The sequence below is a fragment of the Magnetococcales bacterium genome, from assembly GCA_015231755.1.
GTDB lineage: Bacteria > Pseudomonadota > Magnetococcia > Magnetococcales > Magnetaquicoccaceae > Magnetaquiglobus.
The window spans coordinates 35,482-49,556 of the sequence record JADGAZ010000025.1 but is presented as its reverse complement, the minus strand read 5'-3'; the positions used below and the strand labels follow the sequence as shown (position 1 = coordinate 49,556).

The following is a 14,075-nucleotide window of genomic DNA, read 5'->3' as shown; positions in this document are numbered from 1 at the left end:
CTCCCCATGTCTTTCTTATTGAAACGGGAGATGAGCGCGCCGACGGTCGGGATTTTCCTGGCCGTCGGCCTTTTGCATCCTGTCGTCGGCCTTGCGGCGGACGTGGTGGTGGAACCGGGTCCGGAGGCGTTGCGTCAGGCCATCGCCGCCGCCACTCCCGGCGACACCCTGCGGTTGCAACCCGGCTCCTATGGTCCGGCCACGGTGGACCGTCCCCTGGTGCTGGAGGGGGGGGAGGGAAAAGCCGTGGTGGATGGCGGAGGCAAAGGGAGCGCTTTGACCATCAACGCGCCCGACGTGATGGTGCGCGGCCTGACCCTGACCGGCTCGGGCACTGTGGATACCGACCTGGACGGAGGCGTTCTGGTGGTCAAGGGGGGAGACCGGGCGGTGATCGAGGACAACCGCATCCTCGGCAACCTCTACGGGGTGGCCATCCAGGGGGCGCAAAAGGTGGTGGTGCGCCACAACCGCATCGCCAACCGGGATGACCTGTGGATCAACGACCGGGGCAACGGCATCAACATCTGGAACTCCAGCGGCTCGCTCTTCGAGGGCAACCGGGTCGAAGGGGGCCGGGATGGCCTCTATATCCATACCGCCCACGGCAACATCATCCGGGGCAACCGCTTCACCCGACTGCGCTTCGCGGTCCACTACATGTTCGCCAACCACAACGAGGTGACCGACAACATTTCCATCGGCAACGGGGTGGGCTATGCCTTGATGTACTCCGAACACCTCAAGATCCAGCGCAACATCTCCCTCAACGACCGGGATCACGGCCTGATGTTCCACTCCTCCCACCACTCGGTGCTGGATCACAATCTGGTGCGGGGCACGAAGGAGAAATGTTCTTTTATTTATACGTCGTCTTTCAATACCATGCACCACAACCGCTTTGAAGGGTGCGACATCGGCATCCACTTCACCGGCGGCTCGGAAAAAAACATCATCCACGACAACGCCTTCGTCAACAACCACACCCAGGTGAAATATTCGGGCATGGTCCACTACGAATGGTCCAAGGATCAACGGGGCAACTACTGGAGCGACAATCCCGCCTTCGACTTGAACGGCGACGGCATCGCGGATGTGGCCTACCGTCCCAACACCTTGATGGATCGGGTGGTGTGGAACTATCCCCTGGCCAAGTTGCTGCTGGCCAGTCCGGTGATGGAGACTCTCAGGCTGGCCCAGGGACGGTTTCCAACCCTCAATCCGGGCGGGGTGGTGGACAGTTGGCCCCTGATCGCCCCGCCCCCAGACCCTGTGACCCTCCCCCCGGACCTTGAAACGCCCCAGAGGAACCCATGAATCCAACCGCGCTGGTGGTCGAGGAGGTGGTCAAGGCCTATGCCCGACATCACGCCCTGGACGGAGTATCGTTTACCGTGCCGCCTGGGGTGTGCATGGCCCTGCTGGGTCACAACGGGGCGGGCAAGACCACCTTGATGAAACTGCTGCTGGGTCTGACCCGTCCCACCTCGGGACGCATCACGGTACTGGGAGAGGATCCGGCGCGGGTGGCCCCGGCGTTTCGCCGTCAGATCGGTTTCTTGCCGGAAAACGTCACCTTTCACGACGAATTGACCGGAGAAGAGACCCTGCGCCACTACGCCCGGCTCAAAGGAGAGGATCCGGCCCGCCGGGCCGCCCTTCTGGAACGGGTGGGACTGGCGGAGGCGGCAGGCAGACGGGTCAAGGGCTATTCCAAGGGGATGCGTCAACGTCTCGGACTGGCCCAGGCCCTGCTGGGTCGCCCGAAACTGCTGATGCTCGACGAACCCACCACGGGTCTGGATCCCATGTTGCGCCAAGAATTCTACCGGGTGATCCAGGAGTTGCGCGCCGAGGGGGTCACCATACTGCTCTCTTCCCACGTGCTGACCGAACTCGAAGCCCGCACCGATCTGGCCATGATTCTGGAACATGGCCGGGTGAGGGCTTTGGGCACCTTGGATGAATTGCGCCGTCAGGCGGCCTTGCCGGCCCGTTTCAAGGTCAAGACGCCGGACCCGGACGGGGTGATCCGGGCCATGAGCGGTGTCACCGCCCAAAGCCTCACCGCTACGGAAGTGGAACTGACCATCCCGGTGGATGAAAAGATGTCCCTGTTGCGCCGTTTGCTGGCGGCAGGGTTGGAAGTCGAGGATGTGGAGATCCTGTTGCCCACCTTGGATCATGTCTACGCCCATTTTGGCCGGGAGCGTTCCGGCGACAAAAAAGAGGAGTCCCCATGAATCCCCTGCTGGTCATCGCCGACAAGGAGACCCGGGACGCGTTGCGCAACCGCTGGGTGATCAGCGCCACGTTGCTGATGGCGGGTCTGGCCTTTGCCCTGACCTTTCTGGGAAGCGCCCCCACCGGCAATCTGGGGGCCAATCCCCTGGCGGTGACCGTGGTCAGTCTGTCGAGTCTGACCATTTTCCTGGTGCCGCTGATCGCCCTGATGCTCTCCCACGACGCCTTGGTGGGCGAGATGGAACGGGGCACCCTGCTGCTGTTGCTGGCCCATCCGGTGACCCGCTCCCAGGTGGTGTTGGGAAAATTCGTCGGACAGGTGGGGGTGTTGGCCGTGGCCACGGTAGTGGGATACGGAGCGGCGGGGCTGGCGGTGGGACTTCAGGGAGAAGGGGCGGATCCGGAAAGCTGGCGGGCCTTCGGGGCCTTGATCGGCAGTTCCGTGCTGCTGGGCGCGGTCTTCATCGCCCTGGCCCATCTGGTCAGCGCCCTGGCCAGGGAACGGGGGGGAGCCGCCGGAGTGGCCATCGGCCTGTGGCTGTTTTTCGTGGTGCTGTATGATATGGGACTGCTGGGGATGCTGGTGGCCACCAAGGGACAGATCCACGAACAGATCTTTCCCTGGCTACTGCTGGGCAATCCCACGGATATCTTCCGGCTGTACAACCTCACCGCCTTTGAAAACACCCGCACCTTTTCCGGACTGGCGGGCTTGAGCGGCCAGATGCCCTTCTCCCCGACGGTGCTGTTGGGCGCTCTGACGGCCTGGGTGGTCATCCCGCTGTTGGCGGCCATCGGAATCTTCCGACGCCGGGAACTTTAAAAAAACTCTCTGACCTTGCAGGAAGGAACCTGACCCATGGGCCGATTGATGCCCCTGCTGCTGGTGCTGACGCTGCTGGTGAGCGCCTGCGGCAATCCCCGGAACGATCCCCCACCCGCCCCGCTGGAACCCGCAGCCGGCACCACCGGTTTTTATTGCGGCATGGCCCTGTCCGAACATCCCGGCCCCAAAGGACAGATCCATGTGGCGGGAGAGTCGGCGCCGTTGTGGTTTTCTTCGGTGCGCGACGCCCTGGCCTATCTGCAACTGGAAGGGGCGACACGCCGTATCCGGGCTTTCTATGTCCACGACATGGGGCGCGCGGACTGGAAAAATCCTCAACCCGGCACCTGGATCGCAGCCGAAAAGGCCCATTTTGTCCTCGACTCCCGCCGGGCCGGGGGCATGGGCCAATCCGAGGTGATTCCCTTTGGCACACTCCCGCAGGCCGAAGGGTTTGCACGGGAATATGGAGGCCGGGTGATCGATCACACCACCTTGCGCCAGATGGAAATGTTCCCGGCCAAGGGGGATCCCGGGGCCTCCGGATTGACGGGCATTGCATCCGGGACATGAAATGACCGAAGATAGACCCATCGTTTCCTTAAAGAATCCTTGTGCGCACGGTAAAGAGCTTCGTCCATGAACCCATCCAAACCCCATTCCATTCCGGATCCCGCCGGTTTCGCCAGCGACTATTTCGCCCATCTGACCCGGATTCTGCAAGCGATCGACACCAGCCAGATCGCCCGGTTCATCCAGACCCTGCGGGATGCCCGCAAACGCGAAGCCACCATCTATTTCATCGGCAACGGCGGCAGCGCGACCACCGCCACCCATTTCGCCAACGATCTGGCCATCGGCTTGCATCGGGACATGGGCAAACCGTTTCGCGCCATCAGCCTGGTGGACAACCAAGCGATTCTCACCGCCATCAGCAACGATCACGGCTATCGGGATGTCTTTGTGAAGCAACTGCGGGCATTGGGCCGTCCCGGGGATGTGCTGGTGGGCATTTCGGCGTCGGGCAACTCCCCCAATCTGCTGGCGGCCTTCACCTATGCCCGTTCGGTGGGCATCCATACCGTGGCCATCACCGCTTTCGACGGGGGAGCCTTGCACCCCATGGCCGACGAGGGCATTCATGTGCCCACCGGATTCAAGGAATACGGCCCGGCGGAAGATGCCCATCTGATCCTGGATCATCTGATTCACGCCTATCTAGCCCAGGCCATGGACTAAAAAAACATGTATTCAATCGGACCCGCCACCATGCACCGGACGATCCTGGGCATCGCGGTGCTGGGTGTGATTCTGTCTTTGCTGGCCTTCACCGCCCTGCACACCCAACTGGCAAACCACTCCCGCCTGGAGTTCCACTGGCTGGCCAAGGATCGGGTCGGCGCCTTGCAACGGGAACTGAACGAAGCCATCCATGTGGTGGATATCCTGGGGGATCTGCTGCGCGCCCGGGACGCCTCCCTGATGGAGTTCACCCAACTGGCCCACACCTTTTTCTCCAAGGTTCACGGCATCCGGGAGTTGATCTGGATTCCCCAGTTCGGGGTCCATGCCGCCCAACCGCTGCGCGCCCACCGCACCCATTCCATCTTTCCGAAAGAACATGACTTCCAGACCGACACGTCCTTGATGCCGTTGTTCCAGCACGCCCAGAACCGGGAGGAAATCACGGTGACCACCCTGTTCCACCCCAAGCCATCCGGGGAGATGATCGAGGAATTCGTGGTGGTCGTGCCGCTGCGCCACCCTCCCGACGGCCTCTCCGAACACCAGACACGGGGCGTGCTGCTGGGGGTGTTCGACTTGGAAGAACTGGTGCAGCAGGCGATCCGGCTCCTGGAACCCAGAGGCGTGCAGATCCTGATTCTGGAACCGGATGAACAGGGTCAGGAACGGTTTCTCGACTCCTACTACAGCCGTCTGGAAGCCAAACCCGAACAACTGGTGAACGCCTCCAACTGGAAAGACTGGCTCGCTCGACAGCCTTACGTCATGCGCGAAACCGTTCCGGTGGCGAACAAACGCTGGATCATCAACGCCATTCCGTCGAAGCACCTGTTGAGCGGCGAGGAGTTTCCCCACACACCCTGGCTGATCGGGGCGGGGGGACTGATCATCACCACCATCCTGGTGATGTTTCTGCTGCACATGGAACACAATCTGAACGAAAAGAACCGTCTGTACGCGGAGCTGAAACAGTCGGCCATCAAGCTGCGCATTGTGTTCAATCAATATCCGGACACGATCCTGACCGTGGACCGTCACGGCAAGGTGCTGTTGGCCAACCGTCCCGAAGTGCGGGTGCTGGGAGATCTGTTCGGGGATGAACACGCGGAAGTGCGCGACTGGTATTTCCAGGCGCTGCACAAGGTTTACACCTCCGGGGAGATGGATCACTTCCAGTATCCTTTCTCCGACACCCAATGGCGGGAGGTGCGTTTCGTGCCCATCCGCACCGAAGGCGACATCGCGGAAGTGATGATTCTCACCTCCGACATCACCGAAGAACACACCCAACAAGAACAGGCGGTCCGTTATGCCCGGTTGGCCTCCCTGGGGGTGCTGGCGGCAGGCATGGCCCACGAGATCAATAATCCCAACAACACCATCCAGTTCAACATTGTGGCCCTGACACGCGGTTGGCCAGACATGGCCGCGGTGTTGCGCCAATACCGGCTGGAACATGGAGAGTTCTCCCTGGGGGGCGTCCCCGTGGATCACGCCCTGGAGATGCTTCCCGGTCTGATGGAAAGCATTCTGTCCAACTCCCGGCGCATTACAGGTATTGTCAACAATCTCAAACATATGGCAAAACCGGACCCCGACACCCGTTTCAGCCGGGTCGACCTCCACAAGACGATCCGCAACATCGTTTCCATCATGCAGCACCCCATCAAAAAACATACCGACCACTTCGAGGTCAACCTGCCGCCAGAGTTGCCGGATGTGCATGGCAATCCCCTGCAACTCGAACAACTCTTTCTCAACCTAGTGCTCAACTCCCTGGAGTCGCTGCAGGATCGGAAATCACCAGTCACGCTTGACGGCGCGCCATCAGAAGACGGACAATGGGTGGTTGTCCAGGTGATGGACCAGGGCGTTGGCATGACGGAACAGGAGATCGCCAACATGTTTACCCCATTTTTTACCACCAAGGGGGAACAAGGAGGACTGGGCATGGGGTTGTCCATCGTCTGGGATATCGTGCGTCGTCACGGCGGCACCATCCAAACCGCATCGCAACCGGGCCACGGGACCACCATCACCGTCACGCTCCCGGTATTCCCCCTCCGGTCCAATCCCGCATGAACACGACCACCTTTTCCGTCCAGCCTCTGGTTCTGTTTGTGGATGACGAAGCCGACGAACTGATCGCCACCCGTTATCTGCTGGAAGCCCATGGAATCGGACCGGTCGCCACCTTGCAAGATCCCCGGGAGACCATGGCGTTCATCGCCCGGACCCCTCCCGCCATGGTGATCCTCGACCTGATCATGCCGCATCTTCCCGGCACGCAACTGCTGATGCGCCTGGTACGGGAATATCCGGCGCTGCCGGTGGTGGTGATGACCGCCTCCCAGGATGTGGAAACCGCCATCGGTTGCATGAAGGAAGGCGCCTTCGACTATCTGATCAAACCCGTGGAAGAGAGTCGTCTGGTCTCTTCGGTGCGCCACGCCCTGGAAGTCTGTACGCTGCGCCGTCACGTGGGAGTGTTGCGCCACAGCCTGCTCAACCAGAAACTGAAACATCCCGAAGCGTTCGCGTCGATTCTCACCCGCCACGGCAAGATGATCTCGGTGTTTCAATACATCGAAGCCATCGCCGAATCCCCGGAACCGGCCCTGATCACCGGGGAAACCGGGGTAGGCAAGGAGATGATCGCCGGCGCCATCCACCATTTAAGCCAACGCTCCGGTCGCATGGTGACCGTCAACGTCGCCGGACTCGACGACACCATGTTCTCCGATACCCTCTTCGGCCACATGAAGGGAGCCTTCACCGGCGCGGAAAAGGATCGGGAGGGATTGATCACCCAGGCCACCTCGGGGACCCTGTTTCTCGACGAAATCGGCGATCTGACCGCCGCCTCCCAGGTAAAACTGCTCCGACTGTTGCAGGATGGCACCTACTATCCCCTGGGCTCGGACATTCCCAAAATCAGCCGTGCCCGCATCATCACCGCCACCAACCGCAACCTGCAACAACTCATGACCAAGGGACTCTTCCGGCAGGATCTGTTCTTCCGGCTCTCCAGCCACCCCCTGGAGATTCCCCCCTTGCGCAAACGGGCCGACGATCTGCCACTGCTGATCGACTTCTTTCTCCAAGAGGCCACCTCCACCATGGACAAACACGGTCTGAGGGTGCCGGCGGAACTGTATACCCTGTTGTCGGTGTATCATTTCCCAGGCAACGTGCGGGAACTGCGCGCCCTGATTTTCAACGCGGTGGCACGACACCGTTTTGGTCCGGTCCTCTCCATGGAGAGTTTCAAGGAGGTCATCCAGACTCAGCGAACCACCCCGGAAGCGGGCCAGGATCCGGAAGAAGAAGGCCCCCACCTGGAGATCCCCGGACGGTTCCCCACCCTGAAGGATGCGGAAGGCTATCTGATCCGCGAAGCGTTGCGCCGAGCGGGCAACAATCAGGGAATCGCGGCCACATTGCTGGGAATCAGCCGCCAAACCCTCAACTACCGGCTTTCGGGACGGGCGCGCACCCCCTGACCCCAAACCGGCTCAAACAGGGAAAAATTCAATTCCGGAAACAAGTTACATAACGTCACATCTCCCCCCCCATTCGACCCCTGAAAAAAATTTTTCACCCCTGCCTGAATTCCACTTCCAGACCCGCTCCGGTCGGGCTATGATCTTCGTGATGGGTACGCCAAACCCGGCAATACGGCACTTCGGACGAATCGGAACACCTCGCCACACCCAAGAAGAATCCATTCGGAAATACGCGCGCTACGTTCGGAAATGGACTCTTTGAGACGATGGTCACGCCGTTCCCTCGCCCGTAACGGAAAAGACAGCCAAGAAGATCGACCGTCACAGCTTGACGTTTCAGGCTTTGCTTGCACACGGCCCGAAGCCAACAAAAAAACGGTCACCAGATCTTCAAGTGTCTCTTCTCACCAAGATTGATCGAACCCAACCGATCCTGCAACGCCTGCTCCTTGCTTGCATCAAGGAATCAGACGCAGCCCATGGGATCGGATGATTTCTGTCGTCTTCGTGCCAGCCGGATTTCCCAATACCCGTCAAACGGCCTGCTCTGCTATCGCACTACTCTGCATCGCTAGGGATAAGGAACATATGGATACGCTTTACACACTGGCTGTGGCGGCGGTGATCATTGTCTTGATCTTTGACTACACCAACGGCTTCCACGACGCCTCAAACATCATCGGCACCATTATCGCCTCACGGGCCATGACTCCGATCCAATCGGTCATCGTTGTGGCCACCTTTGAACTGCTCGGGCCGGTCCTGGGCGGTACCGCCGTGGCCAACACCATCGGCAAATTCATCAATGTCAACGACCTGCCACCGCTTGTCTCGGTTTCGATCATTTTGTGCGGCATCTGCGGCGCCATCTTCTGGAACCTGCTCACTTGGTGGTTCGGCCTGCCATCCTCCTCCTCCCACGCTTTGGTGGGTGGATTGATCGGCGCGGTCGTGGTTTCCGCCGGCATGAACAACGTGCTGTGGGGCTTTTCCGAACTGATGAATGGCAAAGTCACCGGCTTCGTCAAGATTCTCGCCTCGCTGCTCGTTTCACCCGTACTTGGCTTCTGGGTTGGTTTTCTCATTCACCGCTTCATGCGCGGATTGCTGCGCAAGGCCACCCCTTCGGTCAACAAACCATTGAGAAAGATCCAGTTCCTCACCGCCGCTGGTCTCGCTTTCTCCCACGGGGCCAACGACGCCCAGAAAAGCATGGGCATCATCACCATGATTCTGGTGCTGGGTGGATTCATCGACAAATTCGTGGTGCCCAACTGGGTCATCTACTCCTGCGCCCTCGTCATCACCCTGGGCATTCTCTCCGGCGGTTGGCGTATCGTGCGCACCGTGGGCTTCGGCATCTTCAAGGTGCGTCCGCTCCACGCCCTGGATACCCAACTCACCTCCGCCACCCTGATCCTCTCCGCCTCCCTCATGGGTGCGCCGGTCTCCACCACCCACGTGGTGAGTTCCGCCATCATGGGTATCGGCGCCTCCGAGCGTCCCAAGGCGGTCCGCTGGGCCAAAGCCAAAGAGATCGTCAGCACCTGGATCATCACCATCCCCAGTGCCGGTGTGGTGGGTGCTTTGACCTATTATCTCGTCAGACTGCTCACAGGCGGCGCCATCGCCATTTGAACCAGCCCGCACATCAACCAACTTGAGCGTTGTTCAAAAAACCATTTCACGATCCGGGCCGGATGTGCCCGCATGACTTAAGAAAAAGGAGAACCAACCATGAGTGGCAGTTCCAATTCGCTGGCTTCCAAAATCCTCAACAACGTCTTCCCGCGGGTGCCGGATTTCTACGGCATGATCAACGAACAGTGCGATCTGTGCGCCCAGGCCATGGATGCCCTGGTGGATTTCATGGATACCGGCGCCGAGGACAAAGGTCTTTTGGTCCGTGAACTCGAAAAGAAAGGCGACGAGATCAAAGCCCGCAACATGAGCGTACTCAATCAGGCCTTCGCCACGCCGATGGACCGGGAAGACATCTACCGTGCCGTCAGCACCATCGACCAGATCCTGAACTACGCCAAAACCACGGTGCGGGAAATGGAAGGTCTGGGCCTGCGCCCCGACCAGAACACCCGTGAGATGGCCCAACTACTGCGGGAAGGCGTGGATGCCCTGAAACGCGGATACCAGAAACTGGGAGTCACCCCGGCCCTGGCCGACCAGGATGCCGAAGCCGTTCACAAAGCCGAACGCTCCACGGAAAAAGCCTATCGCCGCGCCATTGCCGAGTTGTTCAAGGTGGATGCCCAACTGCGCGCCCTGGACAACAACGAACCCCGCGCCGAATCCTCTGCGCTGGCCCATGTGATGGAGGTCTTCAAGCGCCGGGAACTCTATCGCCATCTGTCCAATACCGCCGACAAGATGGCCGAAGCCGGTGACGTGCTCCACGACATCGTGGTGCAGATCTCCTGATTCCACTCGCTTCACCCAGCCTGACCTTGAAAAGCGCGTGCCCCTCCCCGGGGCGCGCGCTTTTTTTTGGGATTCAGCCCCCTGACTTTCCCCAATGGTTTGCCACCCGCATCACCCCTGTCAATCAATACGTTTTTACATTGTTTTCTTATCGATATATTTCAACAAATTAAACAAACATGTCCACAAGGCATGAAAAAAATTTTTCATCCTATTTGTACAGCAAAAAATACGTTAAAACCTTCTCATTTTATTGATTTAACTTAATAAATTTAAAAAAAATTCCATGGCACGAATCATGGAGAGTTAGAGTTCAAGAATGCCTCGCAAAATCTTGCAAAGGCGCACCTGCTGACTCTCGAATGATAAGGAACCACTATGAGTACTGCCAACTTCTCCCTGTTCGGTCGCACCAAGGCTCTCGAAAACAAAATCGACGAATTTCTGGATGTCCTGTCGGAATGCAACATCCATTTCAAGGCGGCCATCACCTATTTTCTGGAGGCGGGCGGCAACACGGCATCTGCGTTCCAACAAAAGGTCAAAGAAGTCAGCACGATGGAGTCCCGCGGGGATGATCTGCGCCGTCACATCGAATCCGAGCTTTACGAACAGGCCCTGATTCCCGACTTCCGTGGCGATGTCTTGAGCCTGCTGGAAGATCTGGATACCGTAATCAACCTGTTTGAAGATAACCTGATCAATTTTTCCATCGAAAATCCCCAATACCCCACGGAACTGCACAAGGATCTGAAATTGCTCTGCGAGCAGGTGGCGTTGAGCGTCGAATCCTGCGTCATGTCCACGCGGGCCTTTTTCCGTGACATCAACGCGGTGCGCGACCACTCCCACAAGGTGATGCTCTACGAGAAAGAGGCGGACAAAATCTCAATCGCCCTGAAAACCGCCATCTTCAAGACCAATCTGGGACTGGACCAGAAGGCCCATCTGCGCAACTTTGTGGACAAGATCGACCAGTTGGCCAACGAGGCCGAAGATGTGTGCGACCTCCTGGCCATCTATACGATCAAACGGGCTGCGTAACACCTTTTCCAAAGCCCACTCGGGAGCAAAGACACCATGGATCTTTCAGTTCTCTTTTTCATGTCCAGCGGCCTGTTTCTGGGCTGGTCGCTGGGCGCCAACGACGCGGCCAACGTGTTTGGCACCGCCGTTGGCACCAAAATGGTCAAATTCAGTACGGCAGCCCTGATCTGCACCATTTTCGTGATTCTGGGTGCGGTCATCAGCGGCGCGGGCGCCGCCCATACCCTCTCCAAACTGGGTGACATCAACGCCCTGGGTGGGGCCTTCGTGGCCGCCTTCGCCGCCGCCGCCGTGGTGGCTTGGCTGACCGTGCTGGGCTTGCCGGTCTCCACCACCCAGGCCATCGTTGGCGCCATCATCGGATGGAACTTCTTCACCGGCATGGCCACGGACTTCAGCGTGTTCAAGACCATCATCGGTACTTGGTTCCTCAGCCCGGTGTTGACGGCCTTCTTCAGCTATTACATGTACAAAGGCGTCTCCTGGTGGCTCAACAAGCAAAAGATCCACCTGATCTCCCTGGACGCCATGACCCGTTACGCCCTGATCATCGCCGGCGTGTTGGGATCCTACTCCCTGGGCGCCAACAACATCGCCAATGTCATGGGCGTGTTCATCGGCGCCAATCCGTTCCAGGATCTGGGCCCCATCTCCGGTTTGCAGATTCTCTTTCTCGTCGGCGGCATCGCCATTTCCGTGGGCATCTACACCTACGGCAAGAAAGTGATGCTGACCGTGGGCGACAGCATCGCGCCCTTGACCCCGGTTGGAGCCGTGGTGGTGGTGTTGGCCACCTCGCTGGTGCTGTTTCTCTTCGCCTCCGAGGATCTGGAATTCTTCCTGGCCACCCTGGGACTGCCAACCATTCCGCTGGTGCCGGTCTCCAGTTCCCAGGCCGTGGTGGGTGGCGTGATCGGCATCGCCTTACTCAAGAATGCCAGCAACATTCGCTGGAAGGTGACGGGACGCATCGTGGTGGCCTGGATCCAGACGCCGATCGTTTCGGCCCTGGCCAGTTTCGTCATGCTCTTCCTGGTGCAAAACGTCTTTGCAATCAACGTGTTCCAAAAGGTTGAATTCCAGGTCTCCCAGCCCCTGCTGGAAAGACACGCCAAAAAACTGGATGTCAAGTCCCTGGAGTCGCTGATCGGCAAAACCTATGCAACCTCTGGCGCGCTCAAAAATGATGTGGACAAAATTCTGCCCCATGCGGACTACAAGTCCGAGTTGACCTTTGTGCAGGAAGCCCGCATGGAACGCATCACCGTGGATCCGGTCAAATTCCCGGAACTGAGCAAAAGCGGTCTGTTGAATCAACCGCAGATCGATTCGGTCAAGGCGCTTTCCGGCAAGACCTTCGATTACCGCTGGCAGTTGGTGAATGCCCTGGCCGCAACATCCGAAACCTGGCGAATGAAGGAAAAAACCGTTCTCAATAAGCCGTACAACAAAGATGTGAGCCAACGGCTGGCCATCGTGATGGATCTGTACACGGAACGGATGAAGTAACAACACGCACTACAAAGCATGAACTGGAGGTTCACATGGACAAGACGACTTTTCCAGACATCCACGCCATGGTCCAATCGATTGTCGCCGGGGTAGCGGAGTTCGACAATCTGGTTGCCGATCAGTGCGCTCTGCTGATGCAAGCAGCCGAACTGCTGGTTGGCCGATTGGCGTTGACTCCGGAAAGCGGCGGTGAGGAACCCATGGGAACGCTCCACAAGGAGGAGCGGGCCGCGACTTTGATCCGGAATCTGGATCTGCTGAGTCGCTGCCCGCCCCTCGAACGACACGAATGGCTCCGGGCCGTGCTGGCCCTGGACGCCCTGGTGGGTCGCATCGACGATACCATCCACGAGTCCTCTCTCATGTGCGTCAACACGGACCCGGACATCAAGGCCATGGTCTTGCTGATCCATGCCAGTTCCGAGTCTCTCGCCGAAGGATTCGCCGCGCTCCAGGACCGGAACGCCGGTGTCCAGACCCAGGTTGCAACCCTGTCGGGCTTGGTGGACTCCATGGAGACGCGCTATCTGCGTTCCATGCGTCAGATCCTGAACCCGACCCAATGGGAAAACGACATCACGCCGCCCATGGTTTTATCCATGATGAAACGATGGATGGTCTACCGCTCCTTGTTCGAGATCCAAAAACATCTGACCGCTGCCCGCGACGCACTGCTCGCTTTGTCGATCATGCGCGAAGCCAGCCCATACCGCTTGGTCCATCAATCCTTCAATTAACCGATCAACCCACCCCAATCCTGGAGAATACCAATGAGAAAAACATCAGTTATCGATCTTTTTTTGAGTCAACAAGATGAGGAATTCACAAATGCTGTCAGAGCCTACGAACAACACGACATGTCCCGCGCTTTCAAGGCCTTCGAGCGTTTGGCCCAGAAGGATGATCCCCAGGCCCAGATGAATCTGGCCTTCATGCTACGGGATGGTCAAGGTGTGGCCCAGGACCTGGTATCCGCCTACATGTGGCTTGAACTGGCCGCCCGTCTTGGGGATGAAATCGCGATTCAAGAAAGAAATCGGTTACAACACAGGATGTCACCGCAACAAGTCGCCTTGGCAAACCAGCGGGCCTTGGCCCAAAGAACAGCCGCATAAACCGTAAAGCATGCCCGCTTGGATGGATCGGTCCAACCGCATCCACCTAAAACCATAAGGGCATTGAGCAACAACCTCAAAAGGTGGACAACAAGAAGCATTAATACCATGAATACTCAAGCACACGTTTGCAAGATTCCTGAC

13 protein-coding genes are annotated in these 14,075 nt (G+C 58.7%); all 13 read left to right on the top strand.

The window, feature by feature from the left end:
• Positions 1 to 6: 6 nt before the first annotated feature.
• The 13 genes from HQL98_14565 (at position 7) to HQL98_14505 (ending at position 13,931) form a co-directional block, all read left to right on the top strand.
• Positions 7 to 1,317 carry a nitrous oxide reductase family maturation protein NosD gene (locus tag HQL98_14565; GenBank protein ID MBF0273269.1) on the top strand — a complete coding sequence of 437 codons (1,311 nt, stop codon included), beginning with the start codon at positions 7 to 9 and terminating at the stop codon, positions 1,315 to 1,317.
• Entirely contained in the window at positions 1,314 to 2,243 is a 930-nt protein-coding gene (locus tag HQL98_14560) for an ABC transporter ATP-binding protein (GenBank protein MBF0273268.1), read from the top strand. The genes HQL98_14565 and HQL98_14560 overlap by 4 nt, the downstream gene beginning before the upstream one ends.
• Positions 2,240 to 3,067: an ABC transporter permease gene (locus tag HQL98_14555; GenBank protein ID MBF0273267.1), complete on the top strand. Its 828-nt coding sequence runs from the start codon at positions 2,240 to 2,242 to the stop codon at positions 3,065 to 3,067. The genes HQL98_14560 and HQL98_14555 overlap by 4 nt, the downstream gene beginning before the upstream one ends.
• Positions 3,068 to 3,103: 36 nt before the next feature.
• Positions 3,104 to 3,643, top strand: a complete 540-nt coding sequence (locus tag HQL98_14550) for a nitrous oxide reductase accessory protein NosL (GenBank protein ID MBF0273266.1) — start codon at positions 3,104 to 3,106, stop codon at positions 3,641 to 3,643.
• Between the two features lie 66 nt (positions 3,644 to 3,709).
• Positions 3,710 to 4,309: an SIS domain-containing protein gene (locus HQL98_14545; GenBank protein ID MBF0273265.1), complete on the top strand. Its 600-nt coding sequence runs from the start codon at positions 3,710 to 3,712 to the stop codon at positions 4,307 to 4,309.
• A 6-nt stretch (positions 4,310 to 4,315) separates the two neighbouring features.
• On the top strand, positions 4,316 to 6,397 hold the full coding sequence (locus HQL98_14540) for a hypothetical protein (protein MBF0273264.1): 2,082 nt from the start codon (positions 4,316 to 4,318) through the stop codon (positions 6,395 to 6,397).
• Positions 6,394 to 7,818, top strand: a complete 1,425-nt coding sequence (locus tag HQL98_14535; protein MBF0273263.1) for a sigma-54-dependent Fis family transcriptional regulator — start codon at positions 6,394 to 6,396, stop codon at positions 7,816 to 7,818. The genes HQL98_14540 and HQL98_14535 overlap by 4 nt, the downstream gene beginning before the upstream one ends.
• A gap of 591 nt (positions 7,819 to 8,409) precedes the next feature.
• A complete protein-coding gene (locus HQL98_14530; protein ID MBF0273262.1) occupies positions 8,410 to 9,459 on the top strand; it encodes an inorganic phosphate transporter in 1,050 nt (349 codons plus the stop codon).
• 99 nt (positions 9,460 to 9,558) lie between these two features.
• On the top strand, positions 9,559 to 10,257 hold the full coding sequence (locus HQL98_14525; protein ID MBF0273261.1) for a DUF47 family protein: 699 nt from the start codon (positions 9,559 to 9,561) through the stop codon (positions 10,255 to 10,257).
• A 378-nt stretch (positions 10,258 to 10,635) separates the two neighbouring features.
• On the top strand, positions 10,636 to 11,301 hold the full coding sequence (locus tag HQL98_14520) for a DUF47 family protein (protein MBF0273260.1): 666 nt from the start codon (positions 10,636 to 10,638) through the stop codon (positions 11,299 to 11,301).
• Between the two features lie 36 nt (positions 11,302 to 11,337).
• Complete coding sequence (locus tag HQL98_14515; GenBank protein ID MBF0273259.1) at positions 11,338 to 12,813, top strand: anion permease; 1,476 nt, start codon at positions 11,338 to 11,340, stop codon at positions 12,811 to 12,813.
• A 35-nt stretch (positions 12,814 to 12,848) separates the two neighbouring features.
• Positions 12,849 to 13,553 (top strand): hypothetical protein, encoded by a 705-nt coding sequence (locus HQL98_14510; GenBank protein ID MBF0273258.1) that lies wholly within the window; start codon positions 12,849 to 12,851, stop codon positions 13,551 to 13,553.
• A gap of 33 nt (positions 13,554 to 13,586) precedes the next feature.
• Positions 13,587 to 13,931 carry a sel1 repeat family protein gene (locus HQL98_14505; protein ID MBF0273257.1) on the top strand — a complete coding sequence of 115 codons (345 nt, stop codon included), beginning with the start codon at positions 13,587 to 13,589 and terminating at the stop codon, positions 13,929 to 13,931.
• Positions 13,932 to 14,075: the final 144 nt, after the last annotated feature.